This is a genomic window from Pseudomonas sp. 10(2024), from assembly GCF_045164175.1.
Lineage (GTDB): Bacteria > Pseudomonadota > Gammaproteobacteria > Pseudomonadales > Pseudomonadaceae > Aquipseudomonas > Aquipseudomonas alloputida.
The window spans coordinates 2,647,140-2,665,365 of sequence record NZ_CP174006.1; the positions used below are offsets into that span (position 1 = coordinate 2,647,140).

Consider the following 18,226-nt stretch of genomic DNA (forward strand, 5'->3'; position numbering starts at 1 on the left):
TTAACCGCGTGGCGCCTGGGCGCTGGCGACTTTCACGTTGTTGCCCGCCACCTTCGGCGCCGGGTTGCTGGCCTCCAGGGCCTGGCGCTGCTGGGCGAGGGCGGCGAGGGTTTGTTCGCTGGCCATCTGTGTTTCTTCCGGGGTTACCGGCGAACCAGGGCGCACGCGCTGCAGGCCCTTGACCACGATGCGGTCGTCCTTGCCCAGGCCGCTGCGCACGATGCGCAAGCCTTCCAGCTTCGGCCCCAGTTCCACGGCGCGGTAGGTGGCCTTGTTGTCCTTGTCCATGACCAGCACAAACTTCTTGCCAAGGTCAGTACCCACGGCTTCGTCGTTGATCAGCATGGCGTCGTACTGGGCGCTGCCGACCAGCTTCAGGCGCGCATACAGGCCCGGGGTGAACTGGCCGTCGCTGTTGTCGAATACCGCGCGGCCGCGGATGGTGCCGGTGCGCGGGTTGACCTGGTTGTCGACAAAGTTCATCTGGCCCAGATGCGGGTTGCCGCTTTCGTTGGTCAGGCCCAGGTATACCGGGGTGCTCTGGCTCCGCTGGCCTTCACGGGCCAGTTGGGTGTACTTGAGGTACACGCGCTCGTCGGCGTCGAAGTAGGCGTAGACCTTGTCGGTGGACACCACACTGGTCAGCGGGGTGACATCGGCGGTGACGATGTTGCCGGCGGTGAACTCGGCGCGGCTGACACGGCCGCTGATGGGCGCGGTGACGCGGGTGAAGCTGAGGTTCAGGCGTGCCAGGTCGAGCTGGGCCTGGATCGCATCGACGCCGGCACGGGCTTCGGCGGCGGCACTGCTGCGCGATTCGGCCAGTTCGGCGGAGATGGCGTTGCTATCACGCAGGCGCTCGCCACGGCGGGCTTCGTTGGCGCTGCGGATGGCGGTGGCCTTGGCCTGTTGCAGTTGGGCTTCGAGGCGGCGGACTTCAGCCTGGAACGGGCGCGGGTCGATTTGGAACAGCAGGTCGCCTTTTTTGACCTGGGCGCCTTCGGTGAAGGCGACCTGGTCGATCTGGCCGGAGACCCGCGGGCGCACTTCGACGGTTTCCGGGGCTTCGAGGCGGCCGGTGAACTCGTCCCATTCGGTGATCGGTTGTTCGATCACCTTGGCCACACTTACCTTGGGCGCGGCGGGAGCCTGCACGGCGTCGGGGGTTCGACCGCAAGCGCTGATCACCACCACTGCCAGGGCAGCGAGGGGGAAGCGCAAAGGTTTGAGTGATTGTTCCATGGAGAACTCCGCCAAAGTATTAGTAGTGGGCGGAGTGTGAGTGTGTTGCGCGCGAGGCACGAATCGAACGGGACGAAGGTTAATATCACGCTGAATGATAAGTGGGGATCAACTATCGATGGCGGCCAGGGTTGGGCGCAGAACACTGCCTGTGTGGGCTTCAGGTTACGCGAAAGCCTAGGCCTGGCCCTTCAGTGAATACTTGAGGCCAGCTCGAAGATTGGCATGTACATGAGGATTACGATCAGGCCGATCAGCAGGCCGATGAAGGTCATCAGCAGCGGTTCGAACAGTTTGACGAACCATTCCACCCAGCGGCCGATTTCCTGGTCATGGAAGTCGGCGCAGCGCTCCAGCATCTCGCCCAGGTTGCCAGACTGCTCACCAGCGCGCAGCAGGCGCAGGGATACCGGCGTCACCAGGTGCCCGGCCGCCAGAGCATCGGAAAGCGGCAGCCCTTCGCCCACCCGCTGGCTGGCCTGCTCCAGGCCCTGCGCTGCTGCGTTGCCGAGCAGGCCGCGGGCCATGCCCATGGCGGTGAGGATGGGGATGCCGCCTTGCAGCAGAATGCCCAGCGAGCGATAGAAACGCGCCAGCTCGTACATCATCAGGCGCTGGTGCAGTGCGGGCAGGCGCCGCAGCTGGCAAGAGGCCCAGTACCGTACACGCGGGTGCCGGCGCAGCAGCCAAAGCGCCGCGACCCCACCGACGGTGCCCAGCGCCAGTGGCGCTTGCTGGGCATGCAGAAACAGGCCGACCTGCATCAGCACCCGTGACAGCCAGGGTAGCTCGGTGCCCATGCCCTCGAACACCTGGCTGAAACGCGGCACCACATAGCCGAGCAGGAACAGCACCACACCGCCTCCCACCAGCAACAGCAGTAACGGGTAGACCGAGGCACCCACCAGCTTCTGCCGGACCAGGTCCAGGCGCTGGCGATAGCTGATGTAGCGGGTGAGGGCGTCGCCCAGAGCACCGGTGCGTTCGCTGGACTGCACCAGCGCCACATACAACGGCGGGAAAACCCGCGGTTGCTGGCCCAGCGCCTGGGACAGCGAGCGGCCCTCGTACAGCTGGCGCACCAGCTCGGCGAGCACCTTGCGCGCTGTCGCTGCCGGGCTCTTCTCCGCCAGGCTTTCCAGTGCGTCGATCAGCGGCAGGCCGGCATTGAGCAAGGTTGACAGTTCCTGGCTGAACAGCACCAGGTCGAATGCCGCTTCACGGCGCCAGGCCATGCCGCGCAGCGCGCCGCCGCTGCTGCGCAGGCTGAGCACACGCAGGCCTTGGTCTTCGGCCTGGCGGCGGGCCTGGTCGGCGTCCTCGGCATCGATCTGCAACTGCACCACGCCCTGCCTACCCAGGGCCTTGAGGCTGTAGCGCATGGCCGCTCTCCTTACTGCCAACTGGTGATTTCGGCGTTTTCCCCATCACCACCCGGCTGGCCGTCCTTGCCCATCGACAGCAGGTCGTACTCACCGCCGTTCTCGCCGGGTTGCCGGTAGATGTAAGGGCGGCCCCACGGGTCTTGCGGCACGGCCTTCTGCAGGTACGGGCCGGTCCAGCGAGCCTCGCCACTGGGCGCGACCACCAGCGCCTGTAGGCCTTGTTCGCTGTTGGGGTAGTGGCCGACCTCCAGGCGATACAAGTCCAGGGCCTTGCTCAGCCCCTCGATCTGCGCCCGCGCTACCTTGGCCTCGGAGCGGCCGAGCTGACTGAAGTACTTGGGTGCGACGATGCCGGCCAGCAAGCCGAGTACTACCAGGACCACCAGGAGTTCAAGCAGAGTGAAGCCACGTTGCGGGTTGGTTCTGCGCTGCATGGTGAAACCCTCCACTGCATGGGGACAAGCGTTGACATGCACCATGCAACAGCCGTGCACGTCTGCCTCGGGGCCTTGCGCCATGCGGCACAGGAAGCGGCACAGTGCTTGCGTCGTGGTGACTGTCCTCGGGTTTTCCGGGGCATTTCCCCCACATCGGGGGCCACGACGAAGAGGCGACCGGCATGCGTGGACTCATCCTTGGTTTGATCTGGCTGGCGGCAGGTGCTGCCCAGGCCGATGTGTACATCTCAATCGATGCCAAGGGTGGCTACGTCCTGAGCAATGTCCATCGACCCGGGCGACACTATGAAAAGGTGATCAACGAGCCGCTGGCCCAGGGTGGGCCGGTCAAAGCGCAGATGATCACCGGCCGCCCTTACGCCGAGGTAGTCGCCACGGCTGCGCGTGTCCACAACCTGCCGCCGGCGCTGCTGCATGCAGTGATCAAGGCCGAGTCCGGCTACAACCCCAAAGCCCGTTCGCGGGCGGGGGCAGTGGGGTTGATGCAACTGATGCCGGACACCGCCCGCGAGATGGGGGTGCAAGACCGCCTGGACCCGGAAGACAATGTGCAAGGCGGGGCACGCTACCTCAAGCAGATGCTCACCCTGTTCGACAACGACATCACCTTGGCCGTGGCGGCCTACAACGCTGGCCCGGATGCTGTATTGCGGCGCGGTGCCGTGCCGCCGTTTGCCGAGACCCGGCGCTATGTGCCCACGGTGTTGCGGGAGTATCGCAAGTTGCAAGGGTTGGCTGACGATTCGCCTTTGTAACGACTGGCTTGCAGATCCCGTATTCCCACAGGGGCCGCGCCACCCTCAGTCTGTATCGGGTAGTGAAGTGAGGAGGGGATAAATACCCTTCGGCGGATGCCATTAATTTAATACCATGGTTTCCCCAAGTCTGGGCTATAACCTTCTAAAGGTGCCCAACTGAGGTGTCCGTTATGGACGTCGCCCCTCGTTCCGACACTATTGACGTGCCTGCCGGTAACGAGTTGGCCGTCCCGCGCAAGCCGTTCAACCTGCTGCGCTGGTATGCCTGGGTCAGTCTCGCCATCATCCTCTCGGTGGCTGCCGGCTTGGGGCTGATTTCCAGCCGTTTCATCATCGACGAGAGCGTCGAGCGTGACGCGTTACTCACCGCACAGTTCATCACCTCCATCGCCGATGCCGAAGTGCGCCATGTGTCGATCCCCAATGTGCGGACCATGGGCGAACTGCTGGACCCGCGCACCGACCGCAATAACTTGCCCGACGTCGACCCGCAAGCCCGGCGCAAGGCCCGCGGCGAGTTCCTTGACCATATCGCTCACCTGCCCGATATGCTGCTGGCCAATATCTATGCTTTGGACCATACAGTGATCTGGTCCACCAACCCGGCACTGATCGGCAAGCTGATTGAAGGCGACGAAGACTTGAATCGGGCTTTCGAGTACAAGATGCGGGTTTCGGCCAGCTACCACAATTTCGAACAGGCCCGCTCCGAGCAGAAGTTCATCATCCCGCCCCGGCAGCTATTGATCGAGAACTATATTCCGCTGTTCGATGCCGATGGCGAGCAGGTCACAGCGATGGTCGAGATCTATAAAGAGCCCCATGACCTGATCGCACGCATCGAGCATGGCCTGGTCCTGATCTGGTTGGCCATCACCGTCGGCGCTGCACTGGTCTATATCGGCCTTTACGGCATCATGCACCGCGCTGCACGGCTGCTGGCGGTGCAGCAGAAACGCCTGATCAGCAGCGAAACCTACGTGGCACTGGGTGAGGTGTCTTCGGCGGTGGCCCATAGCCTGCGCAACCCGCTGGCCAGCATCCGCTCAAGTGCCGAACTGGCCCAGGCGTTCGACGAAGGCCCGGCGCAACTCCAAGTCAACGATATCATCAGCCAGGTCGATCGCATGTCGCAGTGGATCCGCCAGATGCTGCAGTCACTGCGCCCGCTGAACGACGAGGCGTTGGCGGTGGACTTGCCGCAGGCGTTGCAGGAAAGCCTGCAGACCTACGCTGTGCCGCTGGCGCGCGGCGGGGTAAGCCTGGACCTGCAACCGTTACCGGCCGTGCAGGTGTTGGGGCACCCGGTATTGCTGCGCCAGGTGTTCAGTAGCCTGATCGCCAATGCCCTGGAGTCGATGGAGCAGGGCGGGCGGTTGCGTATCGAGGTGGTACGTCACAACCGGCGCAGCCTGACCTTGCGCCTGTCCGACAATGGCAAGGGCATGAACGAAGAGCAGCAGCGTATGGCTTTTCGGCCGTTTTTCACCACCAAACAGGGTGGGCTGGGGGTGGGGCTGGTGCTGGTGAAGCGCATCATGGAACGTTTCGGTGGTACGGTCCGGCTCAGTAGCAGTGAAGGCCATGGCACAAGGGTTTCGTTAAGTTTCCGACTGGCGTGAATTCGTCAAATGACATCAAGATGGTTCAGTAAAATGTTGATATCAAAAGGATTTATGTTTTTTGGTGATAATCACCCAAATGTGGGGGTTAATCCTCTAATTAATCTTAATAAGTTCTGGCAACCTACTGAAAAATAACATTTTTAATTTGGCATGTTTCTGCTGGCCAAGTTTTTGCAGCGAAGTTTGTGAAGCGCGACACGCGACAAATGGCAGCTGCGACTGCCCAGGTGGATTGCTACCCAGTGGCTGTTGCCATTGGCCTTGATGCAGTTCTGAACGTACGCCCTGCGCGGGAATCACGGGATGCAGATGCTGGAAGACGAAGTGCCCGACAAGGCCAATGCGACCGCCAGCGGACGGCCCGTACCCTTGCGTGAATTCAACCTGCTGCGCTGGTTTTCGGTGATCAGCCTGTTGATCATTACCTCGGTGGCAGGTGGGCTGGGTTACGTTTCGACGCGCTTCGTGGTGCGCGACAGCGTGGAGCGCGATGCCATGCTTACCGCGCAGTTCATTCAGGCAATGGCCCAGGCCGAAGTGCGGCATTCGCAATTGCCGCCTGGCACCACCATGGGCGAGTTGCTGGACCCGCGGCTGGACCTGCAGCACTTGCAGGTCACCCCGGCCCTGGCCGAATCGACCCGGATCGAGTTCCTCGATCATGTCGAGCACCTGCCGGACACCTTGCTGGCCAATGTCTATGCCCGCGACCGCACCATTGTCTGGTCCACCAACGTGGAGCTGATTGGCAAGCGGATAGAGGCTGATGGCGATCTTGAGCGCGCCTTCCGCTCGCGCAAGGCGGTGTCGGCCAGCTATCACAAGGTTGCGGACGATCGTGAGGAGCAGAAGTTTCAGCGCGCACCACGCTACCTGTTCATCGAGAACTACATCCCGCTGTTCGACAGCCAGGGTAAGCAGGTACTGGCCATGGTGGAAATCTACAAGGAGCCGCAAGACCTCATCCGGCGCATCCAGCGCGGCTATGTGCTGATCTGGGCCTCGACACTGGTGGGTGGGGCGTTGATCTACTTCGGCCTGTTCTGGATCGTGCGCCGGGCGGCACACATGCTGCACCTGCAGCAGGACAGGCTGGTGGCAAGCGAAACCTACGTGGCGCTGGGTGAAATGTCGTCGGCAGTGGCTCACAGCATGCGTAACCCGCTGGCCAACATACGCTCCAGCGCCGAACTTGCCCAGGAAACCGCCAACGCTGCTGCGCAGAAGAACATCACTGACATCATCAGCCAGGTCGACCGCATGTCGCGCTGGGTGCGCGACCTGCTGGTGTCGTTGCGCCCGGCCAGTGACGAGCCCGAGGCCGTGGACCTGGTGGCGGCTATCGAGGACACCCACCTGGCCTTTGCCCAGCAGATCGAACGCAACGGCGTGCGCTTCCATTTCGAAGGGCCTGACGTGCAATGGGTGGTCAGCCAGCCGCTGCAGCTCACGCAGATTCTCAACAGCCTGTTTTCCAACGCCCTGGAGGCCATGCCCGCTGGCGGGATGCTCAATGCCCAGGTCAATGTGCAAGAAGGCGTGCGTGCCGAGTTCGTGCTGACCGACACCGGCAAAGGCATGAGCCAGCAGCAGGAACGGATGGTGTTCAAACCGTTCTTCACGACCAAGCAGGGTGGCCTCGGTGTAGGCCTGGCCCTGGTCAAACGCATCATGGAACGTTTTGGCGGCTCGGTCAGCCTGAGCAGCCGCGAAGAGGAAGGAACCCGCGTCAGCCTTACATTCAATATTGCAGCGGGAGGGGAACATGGAGCACAGCATCCTGGTCGTCGAGGATGATGAAATCCTTGCCGACAACATTCGCACCTACCTCAGCCTCAAGGGCTACGAAGTCATCGTGTGCCACAGCGCGGAGCTGGCGTTGGAGCAGATCAAGCGGGCGCAACCTGACGCGGTGCTGACCGACAACTCGTTGCCAGGCATGAGCGGGCACGACCTGCTGCGCACGCTGGTGGCCCAGGTGCCGGACCTGAAAGTGATCATGATGACCGGCTACGGCAATGTCGAAGATGCCGTGCAGGCGATGAAGGAGGGCGCCTTTCATTACCTGACCAAGCCGGTGGTACTGGCCGAGCTCAAGCTGACCCTGGACAAGGCCCTGGCTACCGAGCGCATGGAGCGCACGCTGTCGTTCTACCAGGAGCGCGAGGCGCAGAAGTCCGGGTTGCAGGCTTTGATCGGCGAGTCGCCGGTGATGCTCACCCTCAAGCACACCCTGCGCCAGGTACTCGATGCCGAGCGGCGCATGGCCAGTGACGACCTGCCACCGGTGCTGATCGAAGGCGAGACCGGTACTGGCAAGGAACTGGTGGCCCGTGCCCTGCATTTCGATGGTTCGCGCAGTAAAGGGCCTTTCATCGAGTTCAATTGCGCTTCGATCCCTGCCAACCTGCTTGAGGCCGAACTGTTTGGCCACGAGAAGGGCGCGTTCACCGATGCCAAGGAACGCCGGGTAGGCCTGGTGGAGGCTGCCGATGGCGGTACCTTGTTCCTTGACGAGATCGGCGAAATGGACCTGGTGCTGCAGGCCAAGCTGCTCAAGTTGCTGGAAGACCGCAGCATCCGCCGGATTGGTGCCGTGAAGGAACGCAAGGTGGATCTGCGGGTGATCAGCGCCACCAACTGTAATCTGGAGCAAATGGTGCAGCAGGGCAAATTCAGGCGTGACCTGTTCTTCCGCCTTCGCATTATCGCCCTGAAGGTGCCGCGCCTGTATTCGCGCGGGCAGGACATCCTGCTACTGGCACGGCATTTCCTTGCCCACCATAGCCGGCGCTATGGCAAGCCGAACCTGCGCTTTTCGGCCGAGGCCGAAAGCCTGCTGCTCGGTTATAGCTGGCCTGGAAATGTGCGTGAATTGCGCAACATGCTGGAGCAGACGGTGTTGCTGGCGCCGAACGAGGTGGTGCAAGCGCATCAGTTGAACCTTTGCATGACCTTGGTTGACGAGCCGTTGGTGCAACAGCCGATGGCGGCCATGTTCGAAATGCCGCGGCACGAGCCAGAACCGGGTACAAGCCTGCCTGACATGGAGCGTGACCTTGTCTGCAAGACCCTGGACCGCACCGACTGGAACGTGACCAAATCGGCGCGGATGCTTGGGTTGTCGCGGGATATGCTGCGTTACCGGATCGAAAAGCTGGGGCTGACCCGGCCTGACAAGCGTCAGTGGTAGTTCAGGCCGTGTCGTCAGGGGTTACCTGTACCTGAGCTGTCTTCTCCTTGCCGGCCGGTACCTTCCGACCCACTGCCCTCCATCCCCGGCAGATCGCGATTGTCATTCTGCTTGGCTGGCGGGCTTTGCGGTTCGTTGCCCTGTATGCGCGGGTCGGTGGCCCGCGGCAAGGGCTTCTCGATCGGGTTGAGGGTGCTGTCCACGCCGGGCTGTGGCGCTGTATTGTGCGGGTCGTCGGGGTAGGTCGGACCTGTGCCGACAGCAAAGGCCAGCGGCGAGGCGAGCAGGGCAATCGACAGGAAGATCGAGCGGGGCATGGCAGGCTCCTTTGCTGTACGGGTAAGGCTCATACTTCCCTTTGGCCTTACCCGAACCGTCAAGGTGCCATTACCCCGATCAACGGTCACACCACCAGCGACAGCAACATGATGAAAATGATGCCGACGATGGACAGGATCGTCTCCATCATGCTCCAGGTCTTGAAGGTTTCTGCCACGGTCATGTTGAAGTACTGCTTCACCAGCCAGAAACCGGCATCGTTCACATGCGACAGGATCAGCGAGCCGGCACCGGTGGCCAGTACCAACAGCTCACGGTTCACCCCCGGCACCAGGTCGATCACCGGTGCCACGATACCCGCGCCGGTGATGGTGGCGACCGTTGCGGAGCCGGTCGCGATGCGGATCACCGCCGCCACCAGCCATGCCAGCATGATCGGCGAAATTTCTGCCTGCACAGCCATCTGCCCGATCACGTTGCCTACGCCGGTATCCACCAGCATTTGCTTGAAGCCACCGCCAGCGCCGACGATCAGCACGATGGCGGCAGTCGGTGCCAGGCTCTGGTCGAGCATCTTCATGATCTGCTGGCGGTTGAAGCCGCGGGCCGAACCGAAGGTGTAGAAGGCCAGTAACAGGGCGGCGAGCAGGGCGGTGATCGGGTGACCGATCAGGTCCATCCACTGGCGCACGATGTGCTCGGCAGGCAGCACCACGTCGGCGAACGTTTTAAGCAGCATCAACGCGACCGGCAGCAGTACGGTGATCAGGGTGATGCTGAAGCTTGGCAGGTTGCCCTGATCGGAGTCCTTGGCGATCTGGTCCATCAGCTCCTGGGACGGGTTGCCCGGGATGTAGCGGGAAATGAAGTTACCGAACAGAGGGCCGGCGATGATCGCGGTGGGCAGTGCGACGATCAGGCCGTAGAAGATGGTCTTGCCAATGTCAGCGTGGAAAATGCCGATCGCCAGCAAGGGGCCCGGGTGTGGTGGCACCAGACCGTGCACCACCGACAGGCCGGCCAGCAGCGGAATGCCGATTTTCACCAACGAGACGCCCGAGCGCCGGGCGACGATGAACACCAGTGGAATCAGCAGCACAAAGCCGATTTCGAAGAACAGCGGGATGCCCACCAGGAAGGCGGCGAACATCATCGCCCAATGCACGTTCTTCTTGCCGAAGGCGCGGATGAGGGTTTGCGCGATCTGGTCGGCACCACCGGAGTCGGCCATCAGCTTGCCGAGCATGGTGCCCAGGGCGAGCACGATACCGACGAAGCCGAGTACGCCGCCAAAACCGTCCTGGAACGATTTCATGACCTTGGCCACCGGCATGCCGGAAGTCAGGCCCAGGAAGCCGGCCGCGAGGGTGAGGGCGACGAAGGGGTGAACCTTGAAGTGGGTGATCAGCAGGATCAGCCCGACGATGGTAACCAGCGCGTCGAGCAGCAGGAAGGTATCAGTAGCCAGTCCGAACATGGTTTGAAGGCCTCGGTCTTATCGTTGTTTTGGGCGTAGCTTTTTGGAGTCTTTGCCGCGTTTACGGGGTGGGGTAGCGCTGTCTTTGGTGAGACGGAAAAGCCGCCGAGGTCAGGCGGTTTGCGCCAGGCCCGGCTCACCGCAGCGCTTTAGCCAGTGGTCCACCGCTTCGGCCAGTGCTTCGATCGGTTGGGTGGCGTCCAGTGCCAGCGTCAATGGCTCGCCGCGTGGCGATTCCAGGGCCGCGAACTGGCTGTCGATGAGGCTGGCCGGCATGAAGTGCCCAGGGCGAGCCAGCACGCGTTTTTCGGCCTCGGCAGGCGACAGTTCGAGGAACACGAACACCAGCCCGGGCATGGCATCGCGCAGGGTGTCGCGGTAGCGGCGCTTGAGTGCCGAGCAGGTCAGGATCGGGCGTTCACCGGCCTGGGTGGTGGCTTGCAACTCTTCACCAAGGCGGACCAGCCAGCCGGCACGGTCGCTGTCGTCCAGCGGGATGCCAGCGCTCATCTTGCGGATGTTTTCGGCAGGGTGGAAAGCGTCGCCTTCGATCAGGCGGCCGCCGCTTCTGGCAGCGATGGCGGCGCCGATGCAGCTTTTGCCACAACCGGCCACGCCCATCACCACAATGGCGGACAGGGGAGAATTCATCAGTACCTCCTGCGGGTGAGATAGCGCTGTCTCGCCGATGACGAACAGCCACCTCCCCGGTGTTATTGGTCTTGTCCTTACGCAGTATGGACGCCTGGTGGCGAGCGCGTGGTGGCTGCTACCAAAGATTACATTGCCTGCATCCTGAGACAGCGCTACCTTAGTGGCCGTTCCCTCTCCTTGCAAGTAGTAAAATTACAACATTCATGTCCCGCACCGGCTCCCGAACTACAGGTCGTCCCACCCTGGCCGAAGTTGCCAGGCTTTCCGGGGTTTCCCCGATTACCGCTTCGCGCGCCTTGCGTGGGGTCAGCACCGTTGCGCCTGACCTGGTGGAAAAGGTCATCGCCGCAGCGGCGAACCTTGGCTATGTTGCCAACCCGGCCGCCCGGGCGCTGGCCTCGGCACGCAGTCAGTCGGTGGTGGTGTTGATCCCGTCGTTGTCCAACCAACTGTTCATCGACACCCTGGAGGCCATCCACGAGGTCATGCGCCCTCGTGGGCTAGAGGTGCTGATCGGCAACTATCACTACGACCTTGCCGAAGAAGAGAACCTGATCCGCAATTACCTGGCCTATCAGCCCTGCGGCATTTTGCTGACCGGCTTCGAGCGTAGCGATGCTGCCCGGCAGATGCTGGCTGCCAGCGGCGTGCCGTGTGTGCACATGATGGAGCTCAATGGCGAGCCAGGGGCTTTGTCGGTCGGCTTCTCGCAGCATCAGGCCGGGCGTGCTGCTGCACGGCACCTGATCGAGCGCGGGCGCAAACGCCTTGCATTCATTGCCGCGCAGCTGGACCCGAGGGTGATGCAGCGTGCCGAGGGTTTCCGTCAGGCGTTGGCAGAGGCCGGTTTGCAGGCTGCCGAGCTGGAGGTGTTGGCCCCGGAGCCATCGTCGATTGCCCTGGGCAGTGTGCTGTTCAGTCAACTGATGCAGCAGGCGCCGGATGTCGACGGCATCTTCTTCTGTAACGACGACCTGGCCCAGGGCGCGGTGCTGCAGGCCTTGCGTCAAGGGGTGGAGGTGCCACGCCAGGTGGCGATGGTCGGTTTCAACGATTTGCCTGCGTCGGCGCATATGGTGCCGCGGCTGACCTCCATTCGCACACCACGGGCTGCGGTGGGGCGGGGCGCGGCACAGGCGCTGCTGGCGTTGCTGGATGGCAAGCGGGTGACGAATGCGCAGCAGGATCTGGGCTTTGAGCTGATGGTGCGCGAGAGCACCTGAGAGTGCCCGCCAAGGCCTTCTCGCGCGACTCCCACAGGAATGATTGGCCCGAAACGAAGGTGTAGCGGGTTTACCTGCGAAGCGTGCGTTGCGGGGCATGGCACCGGCTGTGCCGGTGTTCGCGGGTGAACCCGCTCCTACGGTGGGGCGCGCTGGTTCAAGACAGGCGCTGTAGATGCCACGACTTGCCAACGGCGATCTATGCTCAGAAAACCGCGCATAGGGAGCCCCGCGTCATGTTCGATTTCCATCGCAAGTCTGATTTGGCAGAAATCCAGCGCACCCGCCAGGCGTTGGCCGATGCACAAGCCAAACTGGCCGCTATCGGCCGTTCCATGGCGATGATCGAGTTCGCCCCTGACGGTACTATTCTCGACGCCAACGAGCGCTTCTGCCAGGCCATGGGCTACGGCGCCGACGAGCTGCGTGGCAAGCACCACCGGCTGTTCTGTGAGCCGGACTATGCAAAAAGCGCCGAGTACCAGCAACTGTGGCGCGAGTTGGGGCAGGGCAAGGCTATCAGCGGTACGTTCGAGCGTATCGACAAGGCGGGGCGCGAGGTCTGGCTGGAAGCCAGCTACATGCCCGTGCTGGACGAGCACCGGCAAGTCACCAGCGTAATCAAGGTGGCGTCGGACATCACCCAGCGGGTAGTGCTGGAGCACGAGAGCGAAAGCCTGCTCAAGGCCATCAGCCGCTCCATGGCGGTGATCGAGTTCACTCCCCAAGGCCGGGTGATCAAGGCCAACCAGAATTTTCTCGACACCATGGGCTACCGCCTCGATGAAGTGGTTGGCCGCCACCACGGGCTGTTCTGCCTGGCGCATGAACGCGAATCGGCCCAGTACCGAGAGTTCTGGGCTTCGCTGAACCGTGGCGAATACCACTCGCACCGCTTCGAGCGCGTCAACAAGCAAGGCCAGACCGTTTTTCTGGAGGCCTCCTACAACCCGATCTTCGACAGCAAGGGCCGCCTGTGCAAAGTGGTCAAGTTTGCCAGCGACATCACCCATCAGGTCTGCACCCAGCAAAGCGCCGCCCATGCCGCCCATGCCAGCTCGGTGCAGACCGATGCCTGCGCGCGCAAGGGGACCGAAGTGGTGCAGCAGGCGGTGCAGGTAATCGAGCAGATTTCCCAGGAGCTTAACGACGCTGCGCGCAGCATCGACGCGGTAAACAAGCAGTCGGATGTGATCGGGCAGATTGTGCTGACCATTCGGAGCATCGCCGACCAGACCAACCTGTTGGCCCTTAATGCAGCCATCGAGGCAGCGCGTGCCGGCGAGCACGGGCGCGGCTTTGCCGTGGTGGCCGATGAGGTGCGCAACCTGGCCGCGCGAACCAGCAAGGCCACCCTGGAAATCGTCGATGTGGTGCGGCAGAACCACGACCTGTCGCTATTGGCAGTGGCCAGCATGCAATCGAGCCTCAACCGCACCGGTCACGGCGTGGCGCTGGCCAATGAGGCGGGGACGGTGATCATGGAAATCCAGCAAGGCTCACGGCACGTCGTGGACGCCATCAGCCAGATAACCTCGACGCTGCAATTGCATTGAGCGCCTCGCGCATCTCGTCAAGCAGTGCCTGCAGGCTGAGTTGCAGTTGCGCGCGCTGTTCGACGGTCGGCAGCCCTTTTGCGTGGGCGTGTTCGATAGCTTCACAGTCTTTGACCACAGTGCGCACCCTGATCATTTTGGCGCCACCCTTGATGCGGTGGGCAAGGGCGCGCACGGTTTCATCAGGGGCGTCTGTTGCCAAGGCACGCAGGGCGGCCAGGTCTTCACCGACGCTTATCGACAATTGCTCCAGCAAATGCCGCGTCAACTGTTCGTCGTCCTGGGTCAGGTGACGCAGTTCGGCCAGGTCGAACCCACTATGGAAAGGCTCCGGCGACAGCTGCTGAGGGCGCACTTGGGGCAGGTGGGTCTTGAGCGTGCGCAGACCAATCGGCTTGAACAGGCATTCGTCCATGCCGCTGGCCAGGCAGCGAGTACGCTCCTCGGCCTGGGCGTTGGCGGTCACGCCAAGAATACGGCCTGCTGGCAGGCCGCGCTCGCCCTCCAGGCTGCGAATGCGCCGGGTGAGCTCATGCCCGTCCATGACCGGCATGCTGCAATCGGTGATCACCAGGTCGAAGCGCGCTTCCTGCCAGCGTGCAAGGGCGATCTCGCCATTCTCCGCCAGTGTCACATGGTGCCCCAGGGTTTGCAGTTGCCGTTCCAGCAAAAGCAGGTTGGCCGGGTAGTCGTCGACCACCAAGATATTGAGCGGGCCGCTGTTACTTTCATGTGTGGTGAGTTGCGGGTCCGCTTGTGCCGGTGCTTCGCAGACAGGTAACCGCAGGCTGACTTGTACCCGGGTGCCAACACCCTCGACGCTCTGAAGGCTCAGGGCGCCGCCCATCAGTCCGGCTAGGGTACGGCTGATGACCAACCCCAGGCCTGCCCCTTGACGTGCCCTTGGGCCATCGACCTGAACGAAGGCACTGAACAGCCTGGCCTGGTCGGCGGGGCTGATGCCGATGCCGGTGTCGCGCACATTCAGCTCGATAGCCAGAATGCCGTGGCCGGCAACTTTGGGCAGCAGCAGGCATGCCTGCACTTCACCACGGTCGGTGAACTTGATGGCGTTGCTGATCAGGTTGGACAGAATTTGCTTGAGTCGCAGTGGATCAGCCAGCACCCATACCGGCTCTGCAGGCAGCTCGCCGTGTAGATGCAACCCTTTGGCCCGGGCATTGCCTTCGAACACCCGCAGCGTGGCGCGCACCAGTTCGACCAGATTGGTGGGTACTGGCTGCAGGCTGATGTGCCCGGATTCGATGCGGGAAATGTCGAGAATATCGCCAATCAGCTCAAGCAGGCCAATGGCCGAATCATGGGCGGTCTGCAAGGTCTGGGCGTCGCTGCGGCCGCTGCGGCTATCTTCCAGGGCCAGTTCCAGCAGACCGATCACGGCATTCATCGGGGTGCGGATCTCATGGCTCATGGTGGCCAGGAAGGTGCTTTTGGTCTGGCTGGCCTGTTCGGCATCGTCCTTGGCCTGGCGTAACTGCTCCAGCAGCCCGCGGCTCAGCGCGAGCTGTGCCTGCAGCGCGTGCTGTGCCTCGGTGCGCTGGTTGATCAGCTTGCGCAGGTAGCTGTTCCAGAACACCACCCCGGCCAGCAGCAGGGCCGATAGCACCAGCACCTGCAAAGCCAGGGTGCGGTAGTCGCGCCAGGGGCTGTCGCTCACCAGTGTGCTGGTGCGCCAGCGGTTGATCAACTGGTCCAGTTCTTCAGGTGGAATGCTTAGCAGCGCCTTGTCGAGAATGGCCTGCAATTGGGGCTGGTCGGCGGCTACGGCAAAGGCGGCAATGGCCGGAGCGTCGTCGAGCATGTTGGCGATGCGCAAACGGTCCTTGAACACATGGCTGATGTAATAGGCAGCATTGATATGGCTGCTCAGGGCAGCGTCGGCAACACCGTTGGCCACGGCCTCCATCTGGCCCAGTGGGTTGTCAACTTCGACTATCTCGGCCTGCGGGTATCGCTGTTGCAAAACGGCCTGCTGCGGTGAGCCGCGCACCAAGGCGATGCGCTTGCCATCCAGTGCCTTGGCCTGTGCAGGTGATTCACCGTCGTTGCGGGTAACAAGCACGCGCGGGCTGACCAGGTAGGGGCGGGTGTAGCGCAGTTGCTTCAAGCGGTCGGCACCATAGCCCAGCGCCCCGATCATCTGTGCCTCGCCCCGCACCAGGCGGTCTATCATGGCCTGCGATGAAGCACTCTCGACGGGTGTGAACTGCAGCCCCGTGCGCAGCGAAATCTGCTTGAGCAGGTCCAGGGTGATACCGCTAGGGCGGTGCTGAGCATCGTTGAACGTCAACGGTGCCAGCGAGGTATTGACCAGTACGCTGATAGTGGGGTGGGCGGTGATCCAGGATTCTTCTTCTTCGCTCAAGGCGGTGAGGTGGCGCTGCAGCAGCAGGCTGGTGTTACCACTGCTCCAGCGGCGCAGAATGTTCAGGCGTTCACTTTCGCTTATGCGTGACAGCGCCTTGTCCACCAGCCGATGCAGGCGCGGGTTGTCGCTGGCGATGGCGAAGGCAAAAGCCTCTGGGGCCAACTGAGAGAAATGGTCGATTTTCAACGTGCCCTGAAAACTTTTGCCGATCATGTAGTCAGTGCTGATGGCATCGCCCAGATAGGCGTCTGCCTCGCCCAGCGCCACGGCAGCGAGCCCGGCCAGGGTCGAGCGGTACAGGCTCAGTTGCGCCTTGGGGTACAGTGTGCGAACGCTGACGGCCGGCAGGTAGTGATCGACCATCGCCAGGCGCAGGCCGGCGAGCTCGGGCGTACTTTTCAAGCTGCGCCCTTCACGGGTGACGATCACTGGCAGGTCGTCGGCATAGGGGGTGCTGAGGCTTAGCTGGGCGTCCGCCGCCTCGAAGGCGTTGGAGCTACCCAACAAGTCGATACGGCCATCACGCAGGGCGGTGATGGCCTCGTGACGGCTGTCAAAACGACGTACTTCAATGGGGATATCCAGCTGTTCGCCGATGATGCCGGCGTAGTCTGCGCTCAGTCCCTCATAGTCATGCTGGCTGACGTTGATTTCGAACGGGGGGTAATCGGGGCGCGCACTGCCCATTACCAGGCGTTCGCGTTGTTTCAGCCAGTGGCGATCATCGCCGGATAACGCCAGTGGGGCAGCGGCACTGATCGAGCGCGCCAGCAGATGGCGTGGTTCACTGCTGGCCTGCAGTTCCGTGGAGTTGGCCAGACCGATAGCCAGAAGGACGCTCGCCAGCAACTGTTTCATGGCAGCCGAGCGCTCAATAGACGCTGTTGCGCTTGGCCAGGTCGACCATTTCCACCAGTGACTCGGTCTTGAGCTTTTCCATGATACGGCCCCGGTAGGTGCTGATGGTCTTGGCGCTGAGGTTCATGCAAGTGCCGATGTTCTTGTTGTTCTCACCGCGCGCAAGGCGCCGCAGCACTTCCATTTCTCGGTTGGAGAGACTGGCCAGGCGCACCGGCTCGCTCTCCAGCGAGTTGCTGTTGACCGACATTTGCGGAAAGGTCGAATAACCTTTGGTCAGGGCCTTGAGGGCGAACAGCAGGGCCTCGTGGTCCTCTTCCTTGGTGACGAAGGCGCCTATTCCGGCATCCAGGCAGCGACGCACATACAGATCGGTGGCCTGGCCGGTCAGCACCATGATCTTCGGTACCGGCTCCAGGCTCTGCAATCGCTTGATGACTTCCATGCCGTCCAGGCCAGGCAGGCCGATGTCGAGAATGACTACGTCCGGGCGCAGTTCGCGGGCTACCTGAGCCACTTCACTGCCATTGCCGACCTCGCCGATGACATGGAAGCGCTCGCGCTCGAGCAGTAGGCGCAACGACAGCCGGACAATAGGGTGGTCGTCGACGATCAGCACGGTTGTCATGAGGAAAACTCCTGTAGGGATGTGGTCCGCTTCCTGGAACACTCAGGAATACGTCTGCAAGTGGGGTTATCGGAAGCGCTGCACGATACGACCATTCCCGAGGTTTGGTAATGCCGAGTATAGAAGTGTTGAAATCCCCAGTGCTTATTGTTGAAAAGTCCTACAAGAAACAGGAAAGACATCACCCTGAAACAGCGGTGATGCCGGTGCTTTGCAGTTGTTCAAACGCAGGCGGCGTGCGGTTTGTGTATCCGCAGCGTGGAGGCAGGGTTGTTGGCCAATGCCTGACCGACCCGCGTCGGGCGGGCTACCAACTGCCCGGTACAATTCGGGCAGCGGCCTTGGAAGCGGGTTTCGGCACAGGCACGGCAGAACGTGCATTCGAAGGAGCAGATCATAACGTCGGGGCTGTCACCCGGCAGGTCGGCATCACAGCACTCGCAGTTGGGGCGTAGTTCCAGCATGGGCATGACTCCTGTTCGCAGGCGGGAACCCGGAGTC

14 protein-coding genes and 2 pseudogenes are annotated in these 18,226 nt (G+C 62.3%); 7 read left to right on the forward strand and 9 right to left on the reverse strand.

The window, feature by feature from the left end:
- From mexE to gspG, 3 genes are all read right to left on the reverse strand, one after another.
- On the reverse strand, nucleotides 1-1,242 hold the full coding sequence (gene mexE, locus ACI7M0_RS11765) for a multidrug efflux RND transporter periplasmic adaptor subunit MexE (protein WP_104961573.1): 1,242 nt from the start codon (nucleotides 1,240-1,242) through the stop codon (nucleotides 1-3).
- 191 nt (nucleotides 1,243-1,433) lie between these two features.
- Complete coding sequence (locus ACI7M0_RS11770; protein WP_049587690.1) at nucleotides 1,434-2,624, reverse strand: type II secretion system F family protein; 1,191 nt, start codon at nucleotides 2,622-2,624, stop codon at nucleotides 1,434-1,436.
- A gap of 11 nt (nucleotides 2,625-2,635) precedes the next feature.
- Nucleotides 2,636-3,061 (reverse strand): type II secretion system major pseudopilin GspG, encoded by a 426-nt coding sequence (gene gspG / locus ACI7M0_RS11775; RefSeq protein WP_003253843.1) that lies wholly within the window; start codon nucleotides 3,059-3,061, stop codon nucleotides 2,636-2,638.
- Between the two features lie 185 nt (nucleotides 3,062-3,246).
- Here gspG and ACI7M0_RS11780 point away from each other — a divergent pair, with 185 nt between their 5' ends.
- From ACI7M0_RS11780 to ACI7M0_RS11795, 4 genes are all read left to right on the forward strand, one after another.
- Nucleotides 3,247-3,840: a lytic transglycosylase domain-containing protein gene (locus tag ACI7M0_RS11780; RefSeq protein WP_020192387.1), complete on the forward strand. Its 594-nt coding sequence runs from the start codon at nucleotides 3,247-3,249 to the stop codon at nucleotides 3,838-3,840.
- Between the two features lie 173 nt (nucleotides 3,841-4,013).
- Nucleotides 4,014-5,465 carry a HAMP domain-containing sensor histidine kinase gene (locus ACI7M0_RS11785; protein WP_104961574.1) on the forward strand — a complete coding sequence of 484 codons (1,452 nt, stop codon included), beginning with the start codon at nucleotides 4,014-4,016 and terminating at the stop codon, nucleotides 5,463-5,465.
- Between the two features lie 306 nt (nucleotides 5,466-5,771).
- On the forward strand, nucleotides 5,772-7,265 hold the full coding sequence (locus ACI7M0_RS11790; protein ID WP_129933620.1) for a HAMP domain-containing sensor histidine kinase: 1,494 nt from the start codon (nucleotides 5,772-5,774) through the stop codon (nucleotides 7,263-7,265).
- Nucleotides 7,234-8,661: a sigma-54 dependent transcriptional regulator gene (locus ACI7M0_RS11795; protein WP_104961577.1), complete on the forward strand. Its 1,428-nt coding sequence runs from the start codon at nucleotides 7,234-7,236 to the stop codon at nucleotides 8,659-8,661. Before ACI7M0_RS11790 ends, ACI7M0_RS11795 begins: the two co-directional genes overlap by 32 nt.
- Nucleotides 8,662-8,675: 14 nt before the next feature.
- Here the strand turns inward: ACI7M0_RS11795 and ACI7M0_RS11800 are convergent, their stop codons facing one another.
- The 3 genes from ACI7M0_RS11800 to ACI7M0_RS11810 all read right to left on the reverse strand — a co-directional run bounded on the left by ACI7M0_RS11800 (nucleotide 8,676) and on the right by ACI7M0_RS11810 (nucleotide 11,068).
- Nucleotides 8,676-8,978, reverse strand: coding sequence for a hypothetical protein (locus tag ACI7M0_RS11800; RefSeq protein ID WP_129933621.1), 303 nt, complete (start codon nucleotides 8,976-8,978; stop codon nucleotides 8,676-8,678).
- A gap of 86 nt (nucleotides 8,979-9,064) precedes the next feature.
- Nucleotides 9,065-10,417 (reverse strand): GntP family permease, encoded by a 1,353-nt coding sequence (locus tag ACI7M0_RS11805; protein ID WP_060489439.1) that lies wholly within the window; start codon nucleotides 10,415-10,417, stop codon nucleotides 9,065-9,067.
- Between the two features lie 111 nt (nucleotides 10,418-10,528).
- The gene (locus tag ACI7M0_RS11810) at nucleotides 10,529-11,068 is read right to left on the reverse strand and encodes a gluconokinase (protein ID WP_003253831.1); all 540 of its coding nucleotides are present in this window, start codon (nucleotides 11,066-11,068) and stop codon (nucleotides 10,529-10,531) included.
- A 206-nt stretch (nucleotides 11,069-11,274) separates the two neighbouring features.
- On the opposite strand from ACI7M0_RS11810, the gene ACI7M0_RS11815 reads away from it, so the two are divergent.
- From ACI7M0_RS11815 to ACI7M0_RS11825, 3 genes and pseudogenes are all read left to right on the forward strand, one after another.
- Nucleotides 11,275-12,294, forward strand: coding sequence for a LacI family DNA-binding transcriptional regulator (locus ACI7M0_RS11815; protein ID WP_003253830.1), 1,020 nt, complete (start codon nucleotides 11,275-11,277; stop codon nucleotides 12,292-12,294).
- Nucleotides 12,295-12,635: 341 nt separating this feature from the next.
- Nucleotides 12,636-13,265, forward strand: a pseudogene (locus ACI7M0_RS11820) (PAS domain-containing protein); the annotation flags it as partial.
- A gap of 165 nt (nucleotides 13,266-13,430) precedes the next feature.
- Nucleotides 13,431-13,850, forward strand: a pseudogene (locus tag ACI7M0_RS11825) (methyl-accepting chemotaxis protein); the annotation flags it as partial.
- Here the strand turns inward: ACI7M0_RS11825 and ACI7M0_RS11830 are convergent.
- The 3 genes from ACI7M0_RS11830 to ACI7M0_RS11840 all read right to left on the reverse strand — a co-directional run bounded on the left by ACI7M0_RS11830 (nucleotide 13,816) and on the right by ACI7M0_RS11840 (nucleotide 18,189).
- Nucleotides 13,816-17,097 (reverse strand): transporter substrate-binding domain-containing protein, encoded by a 3,282-nt coding sequence (locus ACI7M0_RS11830; RefSeq protein ID WP_129933623.1) that lies wholly within the window; start codon nucleotides 17,095-17,097, stop codon nucleotides 13,816-13,818. The pseudogene ACI7M0_RS11825 and the gene ACI7M0_RS11830 sit on opposite strands and share 35 nt — an antisense overlap.
- 13 nt (nucleotides 17,098-17,110) lie before the next feature.
- Entirely contained in the window at nucleotides 17,111-17,725 is a 615-nt protein-coding gene (locus tag ACI7M0_RS11835) for a response regulator transcription factor (RefSeq protein ID WP_003253824.1), read from the reverse strand.
- Between the two features lie 221 nt (nucleotides 17,726-17,946).
- The gene (locus tag ACI7M0_RS11840; protein ID WP_064491192.1) at nucleotides 17,947-18,189 is read right to left on the reverse strand and encodes a DUF1272 domain-containing protein; all 243 of its coding nucleotides are present in this window, start codon (nucleotides 18,187-18,189) and stop codon (nucleotides 17,947-17,949) included.
- Between the last annotated feature and the right edge of the window lie 37 nt (nucleotides 18,190-18,226).

What these genes read in the sequence shown, in the direction of transcription:
- ACI7M0_RS11815 (WP_003253830.1), top strand. Translation starts at nt 11,275, where the DNA reads ATGTCCCGCACCGGCTCCCGAACTACAGGTCGTCCCACCCTGGCCGAA.
- ACI7M0_RS11770 (WP_049587690.1), bottom strand. Translation starts at nt 2,624, where the DNA reads ATGCGCTACAGCCTCAAGGCCCTGGGTAGGCAGGGCGTGGTGCAGTTG.
- ACI7M0_RS11835 (WP_003253824.1), bottom strand. Translation starts at nt 17,725, where the DNA reads ATGACAACCGTGCTGATCGTCGACGACCACCCTATTGTCCGGCTGTCG.
- ACI7M0_RS11805 (WP_060489439.1), bottom strand. Translation starts at nt 10,417, where the DNA reads ATGTTCGGACTGGCTACTGATACCTTCCTGCTGCTCGACGCGCTGGTT.
- ACI7M0_RS11780 (WP_020192387.1), top strand. Translation starts at nt 3,247, where the DNA reads ATGCGTGGACTCATCCTTGGTTTGATCTGGCTGGCGGCAGGTGCTGCC.
- ACI7M0_RS11790 (WP_129933620.1), top strand. Translation starts at nt 5,772, where the DNA reads ATGCAGATGCTGGAAGACGAAGTGCCCGACAAGGCCAATGCGACCGCC.
- mexE (WP_104961573.1), bottom strand. Translation starts at nt 1,242, where the DNA reads ATGGAACAATCACTCAAACCTTTGCGCTTCCCCCTCGCTGCCCTGGCA.
- ACI7M0_RS11810 (WP_003253831.1), bottom strand. Translation starts at nt 11,068, where the DNA reads ATGAATTCTCCCCTGTCCGCCATTGTGGTGATGGGCGTGGCCGGTTGT.
- ACI7M0_RS11795 (WP_104961577.1), top strand. Translation starts at nt 7,234, where the DNA reads ATGGAGCACAGCATCCTGGTCGTCGAGGATGATGAAATCCTTGCCGAC.
- ACI7M0_RS11830 (WP_129933623.1), bottom strand. Translation starts at nt 17,097, where the DNA reads ATGAAACAGTTGCTGGCGAGCGTCCTTCTGGCTATCGGTCTGGCCAAC.
- gspG (WP_003253843.1), bottom strand. Translation starts at nt 3,061, where the DNA reads ATGCAGCGCAGAACCAACCCGCAACGTGGCTTCACTCTGCTTGAACTC.
- ACI7M0_RS11785 (WP_104961574.1), top strand. Translation starts at nt 4,014, where the DNA reads ATGGACGTCGCCCCTCGTTCCGACACTATTGACGTGCCTGCCGGTAAC.
- ACI7M0_RS11840 (WP_064491192.1), bottom strand. Translation starts at nt 18,189, where the DNA reads ATGCTGGAACTACGCCCCAACTGCGAGTGCTGTGATGCCGACCTGCCG.
- ACI7M0_RS11800 (WP_129933621.1), bottom strand. Translation starts at nt 8,978, where the DNA reads ATGCCCCGCTCGATCTTCCTGTCGATTGCCCTGCTCGCCTCGCCGCTG.